Below are 18,794 nucleotides of genomic sequence, written 5' to 3'. Positions count from 1 at the left end.
CCCCGACCAATCGCAGTTGGGAATGGAGAAAACGATGAGCCTTGGACTCGTAGGTCGCAAGGTTGGCATGACCCGTATCTTCACGCCTGAAGGGGATTCGATCCCCGTCACCGTGCTGGACGTGTCGGACAACCGCGTGACGCAGATCAAGACCGTTGAAACGGATGGTTATACCGCCGTTCAGGTTGCATTCGGTGCTCGCCGCGCATCGCGCGTGACGAAGCCGCTGGCGGGTCACCTCGCCAAAGCCGGCGTTCAAGCTGGCGAAATCCTCAAGGAATTCCATATCGATGCAGCCAAGGCAGGTGAACTGTCGAACGGCGCTGTCATCGCTACGGATATTTTCGAAGTCGGCCAGAAAGTCGACGTGCAAGGCACGTCGATCGGTAAGGGCTACGCCGGTACCATCAAGCGCTACAACTTCGCTTCGGGCCGCGCATCGCACGGTAACTCGCGTTCGCACAACGTTCCGGGCTCGATCGGTATGGCGCAGGATCCGGGTCGTGTTTTCCCGGGCAAGCGCATGACGGGTCACCTCGGCGACGAAACCGTTACGGTTCAAAACCTCGAAATCGCCCGCATCGACGCTGAGCGCAATCTGCTGCTCGTCCGCGGTGCAGTTCCGGGTGCGAAGGGCGGCAAGGTCTTCGTGACCCCGGCCGTCAAGACGCGTGCTGTGAAAGGAGCGAAATAATGGAACTTAAGCTCCTGAATGCCAATGGTCAGGAAGGCGCTGGCGTGAATGCATCGGACGTCGTGTTCGGTCGCGATTACAACGAAGCCCTGATTCACCAGATCGTCGTCGCTTATCAGGCGAACGCACGTAGCGGCAACCGCGCGCAGAAGGACCGCGAGCAGGTCAAGCACACCACCAAGAAGCCGTGGCGTCAGAAGGGTACGGGCCGTGCTCGTGCCGGTATGTCGTCGAGCCCGTTGTGGCGTGGCGGTGGTCGCATCTTCCCGAATTCGCCGGAAGAAAACTTCTCGCACAAGGTCAACAAGAAGATGCATCGCGCAGGCCTCTGCTCGATCTTCTCGCAACTGGCTCGTGAAGGCCGCATCGCCGTGGTCGAAGACCTCGCGCTCGAAGCCCCGAAGACCAAGCTGCTGGCCGATAAATTCAAGGCGATGGGTCTCGACTCCGTGTTGGTCATCACCGATACGGTCGACGAAAACCTGTACCTCGCGTCGCGCAACCTGGCCCACGTGGCGGTTGTCGAGCCGCGTTACGCCGACCCGCTCTCGCTGATCTACTTCAAGAAGATCCTGATCACGAAGGCTGCGGTCGCTCAGATCGAGGAGTTGCTGTCATGAGCGAAGTTCGCAAAAACGATCATCGTTTGATGCAAGTTCTGCTCGCGCCGGTGATCTCCGAAAAGGCGACGCTGGTTGCCGACAAGAACGAACAAGTCGTGTTCGAAGTCGCGCCGGACGCCACGAAGCAGGAAGTGAAGGCTGCTGTCGAGCTGCTGTTCAAGGTCGAAGTCAATTCCGTCAACGTGCTCGTCACGAAGGGCAAAGCCAAGCGCTTTGGCCGCTTCAACGGCAAGCGCAAGGACGTGAAGAAGGCGTACGTCTGCCTGAAGCCCGGCCAGGAAATCAACTTTGAAGCGGAGGCCAAGTAATCATGGCAATCGTGAAAGTTAAGCCGACCTCGCCGGGTCGCCGCGCGATGGTCAAGATCGTCAACAAGGATCTGCACAAGGGCAAGCCGCACGCAGCGCTGCTCGACTCGCAATCCAAGTCGGCGGGCCGTAACAACAACGGCCGTATCACCACGCGTCACCAGGGTGGTGGTCACAAGCAGCACTATCGTATCGTCGATTTCCGTCGCAACAAGGACGGCATTCCGGCAAAGGTCGAGCGTCTCGAGTACGACCCGAACCGTAGCGCGAACATCGCGCTGGTTCTGTACGCAGACGGCGAGCGTCGCTACATCATCGCGCCGAAGGGCGTGGCGGTCGGCGCGCAGCTGATGTCCGGTTCGGAAGCGCCGATCCGCGCAGGCAACGCCCTGCCGATCCGCAACATCCCGGTCGGTACGACGATCCACTGCATCGAAATGCTGCCGGGCAAGGGCGCGCAAATGGCGCGTTCGGCTGGCACGTCGGCGATGCTGCTGGCGCGCGAAGGCGTCTACGCTCAGGTGCGTCTGCGGTCGGGTGAAATCCGCCGCGTGCACGTCGAGTGCCGCGCGACGATCGGCGAAGTGGGCAACGAAGAGCACAGCCTCCGTCAAATCGGTAAGGCCGGCGCGAACCGCTGGCGCGGTATCCGCCCGACGGTGCGCGGCGTTGCAATGAACCCGGTCGATCACCCGCACGGCGGTGGTGAAGGTAAGACGGCAGCAGGTCGCGATCCGGTGAGCCCGTGGGGCACGCCGACGAAGGGCTATCGCACCCGCAGCAATAAGCGCACGACGACGATGATCGTCCAGCGCCGTCACAAGCGTTAAGGAGTAGGCAATGACACGTTCTGCTAAAAAAGGTCCGTTCTGCGACGCTCATTTGCTGAAGAAGGTTGAGGCGGCTGCATCGACGCGTGACAAGAAGCCGATCAAGACCTGGTCGCGTCGTTCGACGATTCTGCCGGACTTCATCGGTCTGACGATCGCTGTTCACAACGGCCGTCAGCACGTTCCGGTGTACGTCACGGAAAACATGGTCGGCCACAAGCTTGGCGAGTTCGCACTGACCCGTACGTTCAAGGGTCACGCGGCCGACAAGAAGGCCAAGAAATAAGGGGCAATCAAGATGGAAGTGAAAGCAATTCATCGCGGTGCCCGCATCTCGGCGCAGAAAACGCGCCTTGTGGCTGACCAGATCCGTGGTCTGCCGGTCGACAAGGCGCTGAACGTCCTGACGTTCTCGCCGAAGAAGGCGGCGGGTATCGTCAAGAAGGTCGTGTTATCTGCGATCGCGAATGCGGAGCACAACGAAGGCGCGGATATCGACGAGCTCAAGATCACGAGCATCTACGTCGACAAGGCTGCTTCGCTGAAGCGTTTCACCGCACGCGCAAAGGGTCGCGGTAACCGCATCGAGAAGCAATCCTGTCACATCACTGTGACGGTCGGGAATTAAGGAGCCATACGATGGGACAGAAAATTCATCCGACTGGCTTCCGTTTGGCCGTCAGCCGCAATTGGGCTTCGCGTTGGTACGCGAACAACAACAATTTCGCGGCGATGTTGCAGGAAGACATCGGTGTTCGTGAATACCTGAAGAAGAAGCTGAAGAACGCTTCGGTCGGTCGCGTCGTTATCGAGCGTCCGGCGAAGAACGCGCGCATCACGATTTACAGCTCGCGTCCGGGCGTCGTCATCGGCAAGAAGGGTGAAGACATCGAACTGCTGAAGTCCGAGCTGCAAAAGCGCATGGGCGTTCCGGTTCACGTCAACATCGAAGAAATCCGCAAGCCGGAAACCGATGCTCAGCTGATCGCTGACTCCATCACGCAGCAGCTCGAGCGCCGGATCATGTTCCGCCGCGCGATGAAGCGTGCGATGCAGAACGCGATGCGTCTTGGCGCCCAAGGCATCAAGATCATGAGCGCGGGCCGTCTGAACGGTATCGAAATCGCTCGTACCGAGTGGTATCGCGAAGGTCGCGTGCCCCTCCATACGCTGCGTGCCGATATCGACTACGCGACCTCGGAAGCGAAGACGACGTACGGCATCATCGGCGTGAAGGTGTGGGTCTACAAGGGCGACACCCTCGGCCGCAACGAAGCGCCGGTCGTGGAAGAAGTAGCGGAAGAAAAGCGTCCGCGCCGTAACGCGCGTCCGGGTGGCGATCGCCGTCCGCGTCGCGATGGCGAAGGCGGCGGTCCGGCAGGCGCACGCCGTGGCGGCCCCCGTCGTGGCGGTGACGCGAAGACTGGAGAATAACGATGCTGCAACCGAAACGCAGAAAGTATCGCAAAGAGCAGAAAGGTCGTAACACCGGCAAGGCGACGCGCGGCAACGCAGTGTCGTTCGGTGAATACGGTCTGAAGGCCATCGGTCGCGGCCGTTTGACCGCGCGTCAGATCGAAGCGGCGCGTCGTGCAATGACGCGTCACATCAAGCGTGGCGGCCGTATCTGGATCCGTATCTTCCCGGACAAGCCGATTTCGCAAAAGCCGGCCGAAGTGCGTATGGGTAACGGTAAGGGTAACCCTGAGTACTACGTCGCTGAAATTCAACCGGGCAAGATGCTGTACGAAATGGACGGTGTCTCCGAAGAACTGGCGCGCGAAGCGTTCCGTCTTGCTGCAGCCAAGCTGCCGCTCAAGACGAACTTCGTCATCCGTCAGCTCGGCGCCTAAGGAGTAAATGATGAAGGCAACTGAACTTCGCCAGCAAGACCAGGCCGCGCTCAACAAGGAGCTGTCGGACCTGCTCAAGGCGCAATTTGGCTTGCGTATGCAGCTCGCGACCCAGCAACTCACGAACACGAGCCAGCTGAAGAAGGTCCGTCGCGACATCGCACGTGTGCGCACCGTCATGACCGAGAAGGCGAACCAGAAATGAACGATAGCGTAAAAACCTCGCTCAAGCGGACGCTGGTCGGCAAGGTCGTCAGCAACAAGATGGACAAGACGGTCACCGTGCTGGTCGAGCACCGCGTGAAGCATCCGATCTACGGCAAGTACGTCGTGCGCTCGAAGAAGTACCACGCGCATGACGACGCGAACACGTACAACGAGGGTGACCTCGTTGAAATCCAGGAAACTCGTCCGATTTCGAAGACGAAGGCCTGGGTTGTGTCGAAGCTGGTCGAAGCAGCTCGCGTGATCTGAAGCTGAAGCAGTACGCGATGCGGTAACCAGTAGTGTCATACGCAGTAAGTTTCGCTTGCAAGACCGAGATTATTTGTTATAATCTCGGTCTTCCCTCTTTGTGGGAGCCCCGTCGCGGGCGAAACTGGTGGGGGAAGCCGGTTCAGGCGCCAGCCTGAGTCGACAGATTCACCGGATTGCGATGGCGGGTTTCGTCTGCCATTGCTGCCTGTTCTAACCCAAGCAGCCATTTGGCTGACGGGACCAAGACTGACCGGTTGTGCCATGGTGGTGCAATCGGATTAAGTTGGGAAAGATAAACCATGATCCAGACCGAAACTCGGCTTGAAGTGGCCGACAACACGGGTGCGCGTGAAGTCATGTGCATCAAGGTGCTCGGCGGCTCGAAGCGTCGTTACGCAAGCATTGGCGACATCATCAAGGTGACCGTCAAGGAAGCGACGCCGCGCGGACGCGTGAAAAAGGGCGAAATCTATAACGCCGTGGTCGTTCGTACGGCCAAGGGCGTGCGTCGCCAAGATGGCTCGCTCATCAAGTTCGACGGCAATGCCGCCGTTCTGCTCAATACGAAGCTCGAGCCCATCGGCACGCGTATTTTCGGGCCGGTGACGCGTGAACTGCGTAGCGAACGATTTATGAAGATCGTTTCGCTCGCGCCGGAAGTGCTGTAAGGAGTCGCGATGAACAAGATTCGCAAGGGTGACGAAGTCATCGTCATCACCGGCAAGGACAAGGGCAAGCGCGGCACCGTGCTGGTCGTTGATGGCGAGCGTGTCACCGTCGAGGGTATCAACCTCGTCAAGAAGCACGTGAAGCCGAACCCGATGAAGGGTACGACGGGCGGTGTGGAAGCCAAAACGATGCCGCTGCATATTTCGAACGTCGCGCTCGTCGACGCGAGTGGCAAGGCATCGCGTGTGGGCATCAAGGTCGAAGACGGAAAGAAGGTTCGTTTCCTGAAGTCGACCGGCGCCACGCTTAACGCCTGATGCGGAGTTAAAAAATGGCTCGTCTGCAAGAGATTTACAAAGAAAAGGTTGTGCCGCAACTGGTCGAAAAGTTCGGTTACAAGTCGGTCATGGAAGTGCCGCGCCTCACCAAGATCACCCTGAATATGGGTCTTGGCGAAGCCGTCGCTGACAAAAAGGTTCTTGAGCACGCCGTTGGCGACCTCACGAAGATCGCCGGCCAGAAGCCGGTTATCACCAAGTCGCGTAAGGCAATCGCCGGTTTCAAGATCCGCGAAGGCTACCCGATTGGCACGATGGTTACCCTGCGTGGCAATGCCATGTACGAATTCCTGGACCGTTTCGTGACGGTTGCGCTGCCCCGCGTGCGCGACTTCCGTGGCGTGTCGGGCAAGGCGTTCGACGGCCGTGGTAACTACAACATCGGTGTGAAAGAGCAGATCATTTTCCCCGAAATCGACTACGACAAGATCGACGCGCTGCGTGGGCTGAACATCAGCATCACGACGACTGCGAAGACCGACGAAGAAGCAAAGGCGCTGCTCGCCGGCTTCAAGTTCCCGTTCAGAAACTGAGGTTACCGTGGCTAAACTGGCACTGATCGAACGTGAAAAGAAGCGCGCGCGCCTGGCAGCCAAGTACGCTCCGAAGCGTGCTGAGCTGAAGGCTGTGATCGACGACGCAAGCAAGTCCGACGAAGAGCGTTACTTCGCACGTCTGGCGCTGCAACAACTGCCGCGTAACTCGAACCCCACTCGCAAGCGTAACCGCTGCGCGATCACGGGTCGTCCGCGTGGCACGTTCCGCAAGTTCGGACTCGCGCGTAACAAGATTCGTGAAATCGCGTTCCGCGGCGAAATCCCTGGCCTCACCAAGGCGAGCTGGTAATAGGAGAAACATAAATGAGCATGAGTGATCCTATCGCCGATATGCTGACTCGCATCCGCAATGCGCAGATGGTCGAGAAGGTTTCGGTGACTATGCCCTCGTCGAAAGTCAAGGTTGCGATTGCGCAGGTTTTGAAGGACGAAGGTTATATCGACGACTTCGCGGTCAAGTCTGAAGGCGCGAAGACGGAATTGAACATCGCGTTGAAGTACTACGCTGGCCGTCCGGTCATCGAGCGCCTCGAGCGCGTCTCGAAGCCCGGTCTGCGCGTGTACCGCGGTCGCAACGACATCCCGCAGGTCATGAACGGCCTGGGCGTTGCAATCGTGTCGACGCCGAAGGGTGTGATGACCGACCGCAAGGCGCGCCAGAACGGCGTCGGTGGCGAAGTCATCTGCTACGTCGCTTAACGCCTAAGGAGAAGAAACATGTCTCGAGTAGGTAAAAGCCCGATCGCGCTGCCGCAAGGCGCGGAAGTGGCCATCAAGGGCGACGTCATCACCGTGAAAGGTCCGCTCGGCACGATCTCGCAACCGGCTAACAAGCTGGTCGCCGTGACGAACGAGAACGGCACGTTGAAGCTGGCTCCGACCGATGAAAGCCGCGAAGCGAACGCGATGTCCGGCACGATGCGCGCCCTGGTGGCGAACATGGTGCAGGGCGTCACCAAGGGTTTCGAGCGCAAGCTGACGCTGGTTGGCGTCGGTTATCGTGCGCAAGCGCAAGGCGACAAGCTGAACCTGTCGCTGGGTTTCTCGCACCCCGTGGTGCACCAGATGCCGGAAGGCGTCAAGGCTGAAACTCCGTCGCAGACCGAAATCGTGATCAAGGGGATCGACAAGCAGAAAGTCGGACAGACCGCAGCAGAAGTGCGCGGCTATCGTCCGCCTGAGCCGTACAAGGGCAAGGGCGTGCGTTATTCCGACGAGGTCGTGATCCTCAAAGAAACGAAGAAGAAGTAAGGGTGCGCAATCATGGATAAGACTCAATCTCGCCTGCGCCGCGCTCGTCAGACGCGTATCAAGATCGCTGAGCTGCAGGTTCCGCGTCTCGCCGTGCATCGCACGAATACGCATATCTACGCGCAAGTGTTCTCGGCATGTGGCACGAAGGTCGTGGCAAGCGCCTCGACGCTGGAAGCCGAAGTGCGCGCTGAACTGGCCGACAAGTCTGGCAAGGGCGGCAACGTCAACGCCGCGACCTTGGTCGGCAAGCGTATCGCCGAAAAGGCCAAGGCTGCCGGCATCGAATCCGTCGCCTTTGACCGCTCGGGTTTCCGCTACCACGGCCGCGTGAAGGCGCTGGCTGATGCGGCGCGTGAAGCCGGGCTCAAGTTCTAAGGGAAGAATTCGTCATGGCAAAGATGCAAGCGAAAGTTCAGGCTGACGAACGCGACGACGGCCTGCGCGAAAAGATGATTTCGGTCAACCGTGTGACCAAGGTCGTGAAGGGTGGCCGTATTCTCGGCTTCGCCGCACTGACCGTGGTTGGCGACGGTGATGGCCGAATCGGCATGGGCAAGGGCAAGGCGAAGGAAGTTCCGGTCGCCGTTCAGAAGGCAATGGAACAAGCCCGCCGCAACATGTTCAAGGTGCCCCTTAAGAACGGCACGCTGCAACACGAAGTGCACGGCAAGCACGGCGCATCGGCGGTCCTCCTCGCTCCGGCGAAGGACGGTACCGGCGTGATCGCTGGCGGCCCGATGCGCGCAGTGTTCGACGTGATGGGCGTGCAAAACGTCGTGGCCAAGAGCCACGGTTCGACGAACCCGTACAACCTCGTTCGTGCGACGCTGGACGGCCTGCGCAAGCAGTCGACCCCGGCTGACATCGCGGCGAAGCGTGGCAAGTCCGTCGAAGACATTCTGGGCTAAGGTGGTCACCATGTCTGAAAAAACTGTCAAGGTTCAGCTCGTCAAGAGCCTGATCGGGACCCGCGAATCGCACCGCGCAACGGTGCGTGGCCTCGGCCTGCGTCGCCTGAACTCGGTATCCGAGCTGCAGGACACGCCGGCAGTGCGCGGGATGATCAACAAGGTCTCGTACCTCGTTAAGGTCATCGCCTAAGCGGCCGACCACGGATCCAAGGAGTTGAACATGGAATTGAATAACCTGAAGCCGGCAGAAGGCGCGAAGCATGCAAAGCGTCGCGTCGGTCGCGGTATCGGTTCGGGCCTCGGCAAGACCGCTGGCCGCGGCCACAAGGGTCAGAAATCGCGTTCGGGCGGCTTTCACAAAGTCGGCTTCGAAGGCGGTCAGATGCCTCTGCAGCGTCGTCTGCCGAAGCGCGGCTTTACCTCGCTGACGAAGGAATTCGTCGGTGAAGTGCGCCTGGCTGATCTCGAAAAGCTGCCGGTCGACGAAATCGATCTGTTGGCGCTGAAGCAAGCGGGTCTGGTCGGCGAGCTCATCAAGAGCGTGAAGATCATCAAGACCGGCGAGATCACGCGCAAGGTCACGGTGAAGGGCCTGACGGCAACGAAGGGCGCCCGCGAGGCAATCGAAGCCGCTGGCGGCTCGTTCGCCGAGTAACGCGCTCAACGCCGTTACTAGCACTAGCATCGGAGAAGGTACTTGGCTAACAGCCCGAGTCTCGCAAAAACCGGTCGAAGCGCGGCGAAATTCGGCGATCTGCGCCGGCGTGCAGTGTTTCTGCTGCTGGCGCTGATCGTCTACCGCATTGGTGCGCATATTCCGGTACCCGGCATCGATCCGGATCAACTGGCGAAGCTGTTTCAAAGCCAGTCGGGCGGCATCCTGGGCATGTTCAACATGTTCTCGGGTGGCGCGCTGTCACGGTTCACCATCTTTGCGCTGGGCATCATGCCTTACATTTCGGCGTCGATCATCATGCAGTTGCTGTCGATCGTGTCGCCGCAGATGGAAGCGTTGAAGAAGGAAGGGCAGGCGGGCCAGCGGAAGATCACGCAGTACACGCGTATCTTCACGGTGGTTCTGGCGACCTTTCAGGCGTTCGGTATCGCGGTCGCGCTGGAAAACCAGCCGGCTCTGGTGCTGGATCCCGGCATGGTGTTCCGGCTGACGACGGTCGTCACGCTTGTGACGGGCACGATGTTCCTGATGTGGCTAGGTGAGCAGATCACGGAGCGCGGTCTCGGCAACGGCATCTCGATCATCATCTTCGGTGGTATCGCGGCGGGTTTCCCGAACGCAATCGGCGGTCTGTTCGAGCTGGTTCGCACCGGGTCGATGAGCATCATCTCGGCGATCATCATCGTCGTGCTGATCGCGGCGGTCACGTATCTGGTCGTGTTCATCGAACGCGGTCAGCGCAAGATCCTCGTGAACTATGCGAAGCGCCAGGTCGGCAACAAGATTTACGGTGGACAGTCGTCTCATCTGCCGCTGAAGTTGAACATGTCGGGTGTGATTCCGCCGATCTTCGCGTCGTCGATCATCCTCTTCCCGGCAACCATCCTGAACTGGTTCAGTTCGGGTACGCGCACCAACTGGTTCGCGAACACGCTGCACAACGTGGCCGAGGCGCTGAAGCCGGGCCAACCTGTGTACGTGTTGCTGTACGCGTTGGCGATTGTTTTCTTCTGCTTCTTCTACACCGCACTGGTGTTCAACAGCCGGGAAACAGCCGACAACTTGAAGAAGAGCGGTGCTTTCGTTCCGGGTATCCGTCCGGGCGATCAGACTGCACGATATATCGACCGCATCCTCACGCGTCTTACGCTGGCCGGTGCGATCTACATCGTATTCGTGTGCCTGCTGCCTGAGTTTCTGGTGTTGCGCTGGAACGTGCCGTTTTATTTTGGTGGAACGTCGCTGCTGATCATTGTCGTCGTCACGATGGACTTCATGGCTCAGGTGCAGTCGTACGTTATGTCGCAACAATATGAATCGCTGCTCAAGAAGGCAAACTTCAAGGGTGGCAACGTCCCGATGCGTTAAGGACCATGGCCAAAGACGATGTTATCCAGATGCAGGGTGAGGTCATCGAAAACCTGCCCAACGCTACTTTCCGGGTGAAATTGGAAAACGGCCATGTCGTCCTGGGACATATCTCCGGAAAGATGCGGATGCACTATATCCGCATTCTGCCGGGCGACAAGGTCACGGTTGAATTGACGCCTTACGATCTGTCTCGTGCGCGGATCGTGTTCCGGGCGAAGTGATTTGAAAAAAGGGTAATATCATGAAAGTGATGGCATCGGTTAAGCGCATTTGCCGCAATTGCAAGATCATCAAGCGCAAGGGCGTTGTGCGCGTGATTTGCAGCTCTGATCCGCGCCACAAACAGCGTCAAGGCTGAACGCCGCGCTTTTGCTTGCGCTTTTTGTTTGAGGAAAAACAATGGCTCGTATCGCAGGGGTTAACATCCCGAATCACCAGCATACCGAGATCGGCCTGACGGCAATCTTCGGCATCGGACGCACGCGCTCGCGCGGCATTTGCACCGCTGCTGGTGTCGAATTTTCGAAGAAGGTCAAGGACCTCACCGACGCAGACCTCGAAAAGCTGCGTGACGAAGTGGGCAAGTTCATCGTCGAAGGCGACCTGCGCCGTGAAGTCACGATGAACATCAAGCGCCTGATGGACTTGGGTTGCTACCGCGGCATGCGCCATCGCAAGGGTCTGCCCCTGCGCGGCCAGCGTACGCGCACGAATGCCCGTACCCGCAAGGGTCCGCGTCGTGCAGCGCAATCGCTGAAGAAGTAAGCGGAACTGACAGTTACAGGAAAACGTAATGGCTAAGGCTTCGAACAACTCCGCGGCGCAACGCGTTCGCAAGAAGGTCAAGAAGAACGTCGCCGAGGGCGTGGTTCACGTTCACGCGTCGTTCAACAACACCATCATCACGATCACCGATCGTCAAGGCAACGCGCTGGCATGGGCGACCTCGGGCGGTCAGGGCTTCAAGGGCTCGCGTAAGTCGACGCCGTTTGCGGCTCAGGTCGCAGCCGAATCGGCTGGCCGTGTGGCGTTGGAATACGGCGTGAAGAACCTCGAAGTGCGGATCAAGGGCCCCGGCCCTGGCCGTGAATCGGCGGTGCGCGCGCTGCATGGTCTTGGCATCAAGATCACCGCGATCTCCGACGTGACGCCGGTCCCGCACAACGGCTGCCGTCCGCCGAAGCGCCGTCGTATCTAATACGACGATGCGACCGCATGTTTCCTGTCGATGCGCAAGTATCGGCGGGTTTCGTGCGTTATGAAGTTTTGACTAAGCCCACCGTTCGGCCCAGAGGGTTCGAACTAGCGCATACGAGAGTTTGCGTGATCAATATTTAAGGATGCAAAGTGGCACGCTATACCGGTCCCAAAGCAAAGCTGTCCCGCCGTGAAGGCACTGACCTCTTCCTGAAGAGCGCACGCCGCTCGCTCGCCGACAAGTGCAAGCTCGACAGCAAGCCCGGCCAACATGGCCGTACCTCGGGCGCGCGTACGTCCGACTACGGTACCCAGTTGCGCGAAAAGCAGAAAGTGAAGCGTATCTACGGTGTGCTGGAGCGTCAGTTCCGCCGCTACTTCGCTGAAGCCGACCGCCGCAAGGGCCCGACGGGCGAAAACCTGCTGCAATTGCTCGAGTCGCGTCTCGACAACGTCGTGTATCGCATGGGGTTCGGCTCGACGCGCGCCGAAGCGCGTCAGCTCGTGAGCCACAAGTCGATCCTCGTGAACGGCCAGGTCGCGAATATCCCGTCGCTGCAGGTGAAGTCGGGCGATGTCGTGTCCGTGCGCGAACAGTCGCGCAAGCAGGCTCGTATCGTCGAGGCCCTGTCGCTGGCCGAGCAAGGCGGCATGGCGAGCTGGGTGTCCGTCGACGCGAAGAAGTTCGAAGGAACGTTCAAGTCGATGCCCGAGCGCAGCGACATCGCCGGCGACATCAACGAAAGCCTGATCGTCGAATTGTATTCGCGTTAATCGCGGCGGTAATGGATGGACAGCCGGGGAGCCTGATTGCTCGTGGCAAGAGGTGGCCTCGGCTGTTCATTTTCAGGTTGTCACCGGTCAGCCTTATCGGCGTAACGAGCCGAGGGTATTGAAAAGGAAAACCTATGCAAACCAGTTTGTTGAAGCCCAAGATCATTGCAGTTGAATCGCTTGGTGAAAACCACGCGAAAGTGGTTATGGAGCCGTTCGAACGCGGCTATGGCCACACCTTGGGTAACGCGCTTCGGCGCGTACTGCTGTCGTCGATGATCGGCTACGCGCCGACCGAAGTGACGATCGCAGGCGTCGTGCACGAATACTCGACGCTCGATGGTGTGCAAGAGGATGTGGTCAACCTGCTGTTGAACCTGAAGGGTGTCGTCTTCAAGCTGCACAACCGCGACGAAGTCACGGTGACGTTGCGCAAGGAAGGCGAGGGCGTCGTCACGGCCGGCGATATCGAACTCGCGCACGACTGCGAGGTCATCAATCCGGAACACGTGATCGCTCACCTGTCGAAGGGCGGCAAGCTCGACGTTCAGATCAAGATCGAGAAAGGCCGTGGTTATGTGCCGGGCAACGTGCGTCGTTACGGCGAAGATTCGGCGAAGATCATCGGCCGCATCGTGCTGGACGCGTCGTTCTCGCCGGTTCGCCGCGTGAGCTATGCCGTCGAAAGCGCGCGTGTCGAACAGCGTACCGACCTCGACAAGCTCGTGATGAACATCGAAACCAATGGCGTGATTTCGCCGGAAGAAGCGATCCGCCAGTCGGCTCGCATTCTGGTCGATCAGTTGTCGGTGTTCGCAGCGCTGGAAGGCACCGAAGCGGCAGCGGAAGCGCCGTCGCGTGCGCCGCAAATCGATCCGATCCTGCTGCGTCCGGTGGACGACCTCGAACTCACGGTTCGTTCCGCGAACTGCCTGAAGGCCGAAAACATCTACTACATCGGCGATTTGATCCAGCGCACGGAAAACGAACTGCTCAAGACGCCGAACCTGGGCCGCAAGTCGCTGAACGAAATCAAGGAAGTCTTGGCTTCGCGTGGTCTGACGCTCGGTATGAAGCTCGAAAACTGGCCGCCGGCTGGTCTGGACAAGTAATACGGCAGGTCAAAAGCGTTACTGGCAAAGACGCGGGTTTTCCTTTAAAATCCGCGTCTTGCTTTTTCTCCGACCGGCCCGTGCCCCAAATCAGGGGCAATAGAAGAGCTGGCTCTAAACTCGTTATAGGAAGCTGAAAAATGCGTCATAAGCATGGTCTGCGGAAACTGAACCGCACGAGCAGCCATCGTCTGGCAATGCTCCGCAATATGTCGAATTCGCTCATCGAGCACGAAGTCATCAAGACGACGCTGCCGAAGGCCAAGGAACTGCGCAAGGTTGTCGAGCCCCTCATCACGCTGGGCAAGAAGCCGTCGCTCGCGAACCGTCGTCTGGCCTTCAACCGCCTGCGCGATCGTGATTCCGTCGCGAAGCTGTTCGACGTCCTCGGCCCGCGCTACGCGAACCGTCCGGGTGGCTACCTGAGCATCCTGAAGTTCGGCTTCCGCGTCGGCGACAACGCTCCGATGGCGCTGGTCCAGCTCATGGATCGCCCGGAAGTCGAAGAGACGGAAGAAGTTCAAGAAGCGGAATAAATTCCGATTTAAGTTGTTAGCAGAAAGGCCAGGCTCGAAGCTTGGCCTTTTTGCTTTGTGACTGCGACGTTTCAGCGCGCCGAGGCGTAAAAGTGCGTGCCAGCCGCCGATGCTACGATATGGACCTAGCCTGTCGCGCTTTTCTGGAGTACCGAGTGAACATCCCCGTCGTCTTGATGCTGTCCACGCTGCCCGACGCCGCAGCAGCGGATGCGCTCGCGCAGGCGTCGCTTGAAGCGCGGCTGGCCGCGTGCGTGACGAAGCTGGGCGCGGTGTCATCGCGGTATCACTGGAAAGGGGCGCTGGAGTCGTCTCAGGAAGTGCAGTTGCTGTTCAAGACGAGCGTCGCGCGCTGCGAGGAGTTGCAGCGTTTCGTCGAGGCTCGGCATCCCTATGAAACACCCGAAATGCTCGTCTGGCAGGTGGACGCATCGCCTGGCTACGGTCAGTGGGTCAACGCAGAAACGCAGCGCCCTCTTCATGTTTGAGCTTTCTCGTCTCGTCGCGCGACGATTCTTCGGCGCATTTTTGTTTCTGACGGCGTTCGCGCTGCTGTCGGGCGCCGCGCGCGCAGCCGACGATTTCCTCGATCCCGACGTCGCGTTCAAATTCAGCGCCACCGAAAAGCCCGGCGAAGTGGACGTGCGCTACAAGATCGCCGACGGCTACTACATGTATCGCGAGCGTTTTGCGTTCGCGGTGAAGAGCGGCGACGCCACCATCGGCGCCGCGCAGTTGCCGGCGGGGAAAGTGCACTTCGATCAGACGTTCAACAAGGACGTGGAAACCTATCGCGGCGAGTTGCTCATCCGCATTCCAGTGACGAAGGCCAGTGGGCCGTTCCAGCTCGCCGTGACGTCGCAAGGCTGTGCGGATGGCGGCATCTGCTATCCGCCGATGGAGAAAACGTACCGCGTGCGCGGCGAGGCGCTTCAACCGGCGGGAGCCGCACCCAGTGCGCCGGCGCACGAATCGCAAGGTCCCTGGTTCGAACGGGTGACGAGCGCGGATTACGCGCAATCGATGCTCGAAGGCGGTGGATTCTTCACCGTCGTCGGACTGTATTTCCTGGCGGGCATGGTATTGAGCCTTTTGCCGTGCTCTTATCCGATGATCCCGATTCTTTCCGCGATCATCGTCGGGGAGGGCGCACGCGTGACACGCACGCGCGGATTCGCGTTGTCGGTGTCCTACGTGATCGGCATGGCGCTCGTGTACACCGCGCTCGGAATCGCGGCGGCGCTGATCGGACAGAGCCTCGGCGCATGGCTGCAGAATCCATGGGTGCTCGGCGCGTTCGGCGTTCTGCTGGCGGCGTTCGCCATCACGCTCGTTTCGGGTGCCGATATCGCGTTGCCCGAGCGCTGGCAAAGCGGTGTCAACGAGGTGTCGCAAAAGCGCAGCGGCGGCAAGTTCGCGGCAGTCGCGGTGATGGGGGCGCTTTCCGCGCTCGTCGTCGGTGCGTGCATGACCGCGCCGCTTTTTGCGGTGCTCGCGTTCATCGCGCATACCGGTAATGCCGTTCTCGGCGGAGCAGCGCTCTTTGCAATGGGCATCGGGCTCGGCGTGCCGCTGCTCGTCATCGGATTGGGTGCGGGCTCGGTGCTGCCGCGCGCCGGCGCGTGGATGGACGGCGTGAAGGTGTTCTTCGGCGTGATCCTGCTTGCGGCGGCGCTGTGGATCGTGTGGCCGGTCATCGGCGGCGTCGCGCAGATGTTGCTCGCGGCGTTGTGGCTGTTGATCGCGGCGGCATCGCTTGGTTTGTTCTCGTCGGGCGCGGCTCAGCCGATCGGCATGTGGAAGCGCGTCGCACGCGGAATCGGCGCCGCGTTCGCGGTCTGGGCGGCGACATTGCTCGTCGGGCTGGCCGCGGGTTCGACCGATCCGCTGCGTCCGCTCGCGTTGCTGTCCGCGCGCGGCGGATCGCAAGCTGCCACTGCACAGAACGAGGGACCGACATTCGCGCGGGTGCGCTCATCGGCGGAACTGGATTCGGCGGTCAAAGCCGCCGCGCGTCCCGCGATGCTCGACTTCTACGCCGACTGGTGCGTATCCTGCAAGGAGATGGAGAAGCTGACGTTCGCCGATAGCCGCGTGCAAGCCCGCCTCGCGCAACTCAGTCTCTTGCGCGCCGACGTGACCGCCAACAACGCCGACGATCAGGCGCTTCTCAAGCGCTTCAGGCTGTTCGGCCCGCCGGGCATCATCTTCTTCGATGCGCAGGGCAACGAGGTGGCGCGCGTGGTCGGCTATGAATCGGCCGATACGTTTCTGAAGAGCCTCGACAGAGTCGGCCCTTCGAACGGATAAAAAAGAGCGATGCCCTGAAGCATCGCTTTCGAACCGACTCAGGAAGCCCGCAGAATCCGCGCGGCATCCAGCGCGAAGTACGTCAGCACGCCATCCGCGCCCGCGCGCTTGAACGCGAGCAGCGCTTCCATCATGACCTTGTCGTGGTCGATCCAGCCGTTTTGCGCGGCAGCCTTGATCATCGCGTACTCGCCGCTCACCTGATACGCATACGTCGGGAAGCGGAACTCGTCTTTCACGCGACGCACGATATCCAGATAAGGCATGCCCGGCTTGACCATTACCATGTCCGCCCCTTCCTCGATGTCCATGCGCACTTCGCGCATCGCTTCATCGGAGTTGGCCGGGTCCATCTGATACGTCATCTTGTTGCTCTTGCCGAGATTCGCGGCCGAGCCGACGGCATCGCGGAACGGGCCATAAAACGCTGACGCGTACTTCGCCGCGTATGCCATGATGCGCGTGTGAATATGGCTTTCGCTTTCGAGCATCTCGCGGATCGCGCCGATGCGCCCGTCCATCATGTCCGACGGCGCGACGATATCCACGCCCGCTTCGGCCTGCGTGCGCGCCTGCTCGACGAGGATCTCGCTCGTTTCGTCGTTCTTCACGTAGCCATCTTCGTCGAGCACGCCGTCCTGGCCGTGGCTCGTGTACGGATCGAGCGCCACGTCGGTAAGCACGCCGAGCATCGGGAAGTTCTTCTTCAACTCGCGCACCGCGCGCGGAATCAGACCTTCGGGATTGGTCGCCTCACGGCCATCGGGCGTTTTGAGCGACGGTTCGATCGCCGGAAACAGCGAAATCACCGGCACGCCGAGTTCGACGCATTGCTCGGCGACCTTCATCAGCAGATCGACCGATGTGCGCTCGACGCCGGGCATCGACGGCACGCTCTGGCGCACATTCGTCCCTTCGACGATGAACACCGGATAAATGAGGTCGTTCGTGGTGAGGATGTTTTCGCGCATCAGACGGCGAGAGAAGTCATCGCGGCGCATGCGGCGCGGGCGATGGTGAGGATAGAAGCTCATGTCTTGACTCGGATTTGAGTGGTCTTCCAGGGGACGTCGAAAACGGCTTCCGAAACGCATAAAGCCTTGCCGAACAAGCACTTGGCTGTGTCTGAAACCGTTTTGAGACAATGGTATATCATTCCGATCGAGCGAGGCGCTTGCCGCCGGACTCCCCGCTTCTCCTCCCTGAGCGGGTGCCTGTCGATATTCGATTAGGCTGTTAACCCGCCGTCATGCGGCGGGTTTTTTTATGCCGGAGACCCGGCGCAACGACTCACTCCGTAATGTTTTCCTGCACGTTCCCGCCCGCTTCGCCGGGCATTAGCCAGCTTTCGATCAGTTCGTGCGCTTCGTCGATGCCCGTGCGCTTGAGCGCGGAAAAGAGCTGAACGGTCAACTCGCCGCGATAGCCCGCGTCCTTGTATTCCGCGAAGGATTTCTTCGTCGCGCGCAAGGCGTTGGTCATCTCCTGTCGCGTCAATTTGTCGCATTTGGTGAGCAGCGTGTGGATCGGCTTACCGGTCGGCGCGAACCAGTCGATCATGATGCGATCGAGGTCGGTCAAGGGCCGGCGCGAATCCATCATCAGGATCATGCCGCGAAGTTGCGCGCGGCTTTGCAGATACGTGGAGAGCAGCCGTTGCCAATGCTCTTTCGCGGCGCCCGGGACTTCGGCGTAACCGTAGCCCGGAAGATCGACGAGATAGCCGACCGGCTCGTCCTGCGGCCCGACCGAGAAGTAGTTGATGTGCTGCGTGCGGCCCGGCGTCTTGCTCGCGAAAGCAAGCCGTTTCTGATTGCAGAGGATGTTGATCGCCGTCGATTTTCCCGCGTTCGAGCGCCCGCCGAAAGCGATTTCGGGCTGCGGCGTGGGCGGCAGATCGCGCAGATGGTTGACTGTGGTGAAGAAGCGGGACTGGTGAAGCAGGAATGACATGGGCGGGCCCAATCGGAAGAACTGCGGAAAGCGCTGCGAAACCTGAAGCCTTGAGAACCCGGCAGATACTGGGCATGCCCCGACTGGCGTCTTTGCGTGTAGCGGGTTATTGTACAATACGACGGATTTTTAAAGATCAGCGCGGGCACGCAAGACCCAAGCCGCAGGCGGCACCACTGCTCTGCATGGGATCAGAGTAAGCCGCTAAAGCGGCAACTCTGATCGACAGGGACGAGACAGTTTTCAGAGGCATATTTTGGGCCTCTTCGTTCAGAAGGTCAGGGTATCTTGCGGCGATGTTCGATCGCCGTCGTTTTTTGCAGAACCTCACATTCTCACAAGACGAAAAAC

At 59.9% G+C, this 18,794-nt stretch carries 32 protein-coding genes; 30 read left to right on the top strand and 2 right to left on the bottom strand.

The window, feature by feature from the left end:
- Positions 1-34 precede the first annotated feature (34 nt).
- The 30 genes from rplC to dsbD all read left to right on the top strand — a co-directional run bounded on the left by rplC (position 35) and on the right by dsbD (position 16,490).
- The gene (gene rplC / locus AWB75_RS21910) at positions 35-694 is read left to right on the top strand and encodes a 50S ribosomal protein L3 (RefSeq protein ID WP_061126174.1); all 660 of its coding nucleotides are present in this window, start codon (positions 35-37) and stop codon (positions 692-694) included.
- Positions 694-1,314: a 50S ribosomal protein L4 gene (gene rplD, locus AWB75_RS21905; RefSeq protein WP_061126159.1), complete on the top strand. Its 621-nt coding sequence runs from the start codon at positions 694-696 to the stop codon at positions 1,312-1,314. The genes rplC and rplD overlap by 1 nt, the downstream gene beginning before the upstream one ends.
- Positions 1,311-1,625 (top strand): 50S ribosomal protein L23, encoded by a 315-nt coding sequence (gene rplW / locus AWB75_RS21900; RefSeq protein ID WP_035967599.1) that lies wholly within the window; start codon positions 1,311-1,313, stop codon positions 1,623-1,625. The genes rplD and rplW overlap by 4 nt, the downstream gene beginning before the upstream one ends.
- 2 nt (positions 1,626-1,627) lie before the next feature.
- Complete coding sequence (gene rplB, locus AWB75_RS21895) at positions 1,628-2,455, top strand: 50S ribosomal protein L2 (RefSeq protein ID WP_061126158.1); 828 nt, start codon at positions 1,628-1,630, stop codon at positions 2,453-2,455.
- A gap of 10 nt (positions 2,456-2,465) precedes the next feature.
- Positions 2,466-2,741 carry a 30S ribosomal protein S19 gene (gene rpsS, locus AWB75_RS21890; RefSeq protein ID WP_008343850.1) on the top strand — a complete coding sequence of 92 codons (276 nt, stop codon included), beginning with the start codon at positions 2,466-2,468 and terminating at the stop codon, positions 2,739-2,741.
- A gap of 12 nt (positions 2,742-2,753) precedes the next feature.
- Positions 2,754-3,083 (top strand): 50S ribosomal protein L22, encoded by a 330-nt coding sequence (rplV, locus tag AWB75_RS21885; RefSeq protein ID WP_007730533.1) that lies wholly within the window; start codon positions 2,754-2,756, stop codon positions 3,081-3,083.
- 11 nt (positions 3,084-3,094) lie between these two features.
- Positions 3,095-3,889, top strand: coding sequence for a 30S ribosomal protein S3 (gene rpsC / locus AWB75_RS21880; RefSeq protein WP_014192478.1), 795 nt, complete (start codon positions 3,095-3,097; stop codon positions 3,887-3,889).
- Between the two features lie 2 nt (positions 3,890-3,891).
- Complete coding sequence (gene rplP, locus AWB75_RS21875; protein ID WP_035967605.1) at positions 3,892-4,308, top strand: 50S ribosomal protein L16; 417 nt, start codon at positions 3,892-3,894, stop codon at positions 4,306-4,308.
- A 10-nt stretch (positions 4,309-4,318) separates the two neighbouring features.
- The gene (gene rpmC / locus AWB75_RS21870; protein WP_061126173.1) at positions 4,319-4,513 is read left to right on the top strand and encodes a 50S ribosomal protein L29; all 195 of its coding nucleotides are present in this window, start codon (positions 4,319-4,321) and stop codon (positions 4,511-4,513) included.
- Positions 4,510-4,782, top strand: coding sequence for a 30S ribosomal protein S17 (gene rpsQ / locus AWB75_RS21865; RefSeq protein ID WP_008343854.1), 273 nt, complete (start codon positions 4,510-4,512; stop codon positions 4,780-4,782). The genes rpmC and rpsQ overlap by 4 nt, the downstream gene beginning before the upstream one ends.
- A gap of 302 nt (positions 4,783-5,084) precedes the next feature.
- On the top strand, positions 5,085-5,453 hold the full coding sequence (rplN, locus tag AWB75_RS21860) for a 50S ribosomal protein L14 (protein ID WP_006998478.1): 369 nt from the start codon (positions 5,085-5,087) through the stop codon (positions 5,451-5,453).
- Positions 5,454-5,462: 9 nt separating this feature from the next.
- A complete protein-coding gene (gene rplX / locus AWB75_RS21855; RefSeq protein WP_061126157.1) occupies positions 5,463-5,771 on the top strand; it encodes a 50S ribosomal protein L24 in 309 nt (102 codons plus the stop codon).
- Between the two features lie 14 nt (positions 5,772-5,785).
- Positions 5,786-6,325, top strand: a complete 540-nt coding sequence (rplE, locus tag AWB75_RS21850; protein WP_014192474.1) for a 50S ribosomal protein L5 — start codon at positions 5,786-5,788, stop codon at positions 6,323-6,325.
- Positions 6,326-6,332: 7 nt separating this feature from the next.
- Positions 6,333-6,638: a 30S ribosomal protein S14 gene (gene rpsN, locus AWB75_RS21845; RefSeq protein ID WP_061126156.1), complete on the top strand. Its 306-nt coding sequence runs from the start codon at positions 6,333-6,335 to the stop codon at positions 6,636-6,638.
- Positions 6,639-6,652: 14 nt separating this feature from the next.
- Positions 6,653-7,048 carry a 30S ribosomal protein S8 gene (gene rpsH, locus AWB75_RS21840; RefSeq protein WP_061126155.1) on the top strand — a complete coding sequence of 132 codons (396 nt, stop codon included), beginning with the start codon at positions 6,653-6,655 and terminating at the stop codon, positions 7,046-7,048.
- Between the two features lie 18 nt (positions 7,049-7,066).
- The gene (gene rplF, locus AWB75_RS21835) at positions 7,067-7,600 is read left to right on the top strand and encodes a 50S ribosomal protein L6 (RefSeq protein WP_061126154.1); all 534 of its coding nucleotides are present in this window, start codon (positions 7,067-7,069) and stop codon (positions 7,598-7,600) included.
- A gap of 12 nt (positions 7,601-7,612) precedes the next feature.
- Complete coding sequence (gene rplR / locus AWB75_RS21830) at positions 7,613-7,978, top strand: 50S ribosomal protein L18 (RefSeq protein WP_061126153.1); 366 nt, start codon at positions 7,613-7,615, stop codon at positions 7,976-7,978.
- Between the two features lie 14 nt (positions 7,979-7,992).
- Positions 7,993-8,511: a 30S ribosomal protein S5 gene (gene rpsE / locus AWB75_RS21825; protein ID WP_008343875.1), complete on the top strand. Its 519-nt coding sequence runs from the start codon at positions 7,993-7,995 to the stop codon at positions 8,509-8,511.
- A 10-nt stretch (positions 8,512-8,521) separates the two neighbouring features.
- Complete coding sequence (gene rpmD / locus AWB75_RS21820) at positions 8,522-8,704, top strand: 50S ribosomal protein L30 (protein WP_006400644.1); 183 nt, start codon at positions 8,522-8,524, stop codon at positions 8,702-8,704.
- 30 nt (positions 8,705-8,734) lie between these two features.
- Positions 8,735-9,169 (top strand): 50S ribosomal protein L15, encoded by a 435-nt coding sequence (gene rplO, locus AWB75_RS21815; RefSeq protein ID WP_061126152.1) that lies wholly within the window; start codon positions 8,735-8,737, stop codon positions 9,167-9,169.
- Between the two features lie 42 nt (positions 9,170-9,211).
- Positions 9,212-10,558: a preprotein translocase subunit SecY gene (secY, locus tag AWB75_RS21810; RefSeq protein WP_008343935.1), complete on the top strand. Its 1,347-nt coding sequence runs from the start codon at positions 9,212-9,214 to the stop codon at positions 10,556-10,558.
- Positions 10,559-10,563: 5 nt separating this feature from the next.
- Positions 10,564-10,782, top strand: a complete 219-nt coding sequence (infA, locus tag AWB75_RS21805) for a translation initiation factor IF-1 (protein WP_004521905.1) — start codon at positions 10,564-10,566, stop codon at positions 10,780-10,782.
- A gap of 20 nt (positions 10,783-10,802) precedes the next feature.
- Positions 10,803-10,919: a 50S ribosomal protein L36 gene (gene rpmJ / locus AWB75_RS21800; RefSeq protein ID WP_004199844.1), complete on the top strand. Its 117-nt coding sequence runs from the start codon at positions 10,803-10,805 to the stop codon at positions 10,917-10,919.
- 41 nt (positions 10,920-10,960) lie between these two features.
- Positions 10,961-11,326: a 30S ribosomal protein S13 gene (gene rpsM, locus AWB75_RS21795; protein ID WP_008344037.1), complete on the top strand. Its 366-nt coding sequence runs from the start codon at positions 10,961-10,963 to the stop codon at positions 11,324-11,326.
- 28 nt (positions 11,327-11,354) lie between these two features.
- Entirely contained in the window at positions 11,355-11,759 is a 405-nt protein-coding gene (gene rpsK, locus AWB75_RS21790) for a 30S ribosomal protein S11 (protein WP_035506748.1), read from the top strand.
- A gap of 149 nt (positions 11,760-11,908) precedes the next feature.
- Positions 11,909-12,532, top strand: coding sequence for a 30S ribosomal protein S4 (gene rpsD / locus AWB75_RS21785; RefSeq protein WP_061126151.1), 624 nt, complete (start codon positions 11,909-11,911; stop codon positions 12,530-12,532).
- A gap of 134 nt (positions 12,533-12,666) precedes the next feature.
- Positions 12,667-13,644 carry a DNA-directed RNA polymerase subunit alpha gene (locus tag AWB75_RS21780; protein ID WP_061126150.1) on the top strand — a complete coding sequence of 326 codons (978 nt, stop codon included), beginning with the start codon at positions 12,667-12,669 and terminating at the stop codon, positions 13,642-13,644.
- A 140-nt stretch (positions 13,645-13,784) separates the two neighbouring features.
- Positions 13,785-14,180 (top strand): 50S ribosomal protein L17, encoded by a 396-nt coding sequence (gene rplQ, locus AWB75_RS21775; protein ID WP_008344047.1) that lies wholly within the window; start codon positions 13,785-13,787, stop codon positions 14,178-14,180.
- A gap of 155 nt (positions 14,181-14,335) precedes the next feature.
- The gene (gene cutA / locus AWB75_RS21770) at positions 14,336-14,668 is read left to right on the top strand and encodes a divalent-cation tolerance protein CutA (protein ID WP_061126149.1); all 333 of its coding nucleotides are present in this window, start codon (positions 14,336-14,338) and stop codon (positions 14,666-14,668) included.
- Positions 14,661-16,490, top strand: a complete 1,830-nt coding sequence (gene dsbD / locus AWB75_RS21765; protein ID WP_061126148.1) for a protein-disulfide reductase DsbD — start codon at positions 14,661-14,663, stop codon at positions 16,488-16,490. Before cutA ends, dsbD begins: the two co-directional genes overlap by 8 nt.
- Before the next feature lie 38 nt (positions 16,491-16,528).
- On the opposite strand, the gene hemB is transcribed toward dsbD, so the two are convergent.
- Positions 16,529-17,524 carry a porphobilinogen synthase gene (gene hemB / locus AWB75_RS21760; RefSeq protein ID WP_061126147.1) on the bottom strand — a complete coding sequence of 332 codons (996 nt, stop codon included), beginning with the start codon at positions 17,522-17,524 and terminating at the stop codon, positions 16,529-16,531.
- A 256-nt stretch (positions 17,525-17,780) separates the two neighbouring features.
- The gene (yihA, locus tag AWB75_RS21755) at positions 17,781-18,443 is read right to left on the bottom strand and encodes a ribosome biogenesis GTP-binding protein YihA/YsxC (protein WP_061126146.1); all 663 of its coding nucleotides are present in this window, start codon (positions 18,441-18,443) and stop codon (positions 17,781-17,783) included.
- Positions 18,444-18,794: the final 351 nt, after the last annotated feature.

This window comes from Caballeronia catudaia (genome assembly GCF_001544755.2).
GTDB classification, from domain to species: Bacteria; Pseudomonadota; Gammaproteobacteria; order Burkholderiales; family Burkholderiaceae; genus Caballeronia; species Caballeronia catudaia.
This window is presented reverse-complemented; position numbering and strand designations above follow the sequence as displayed.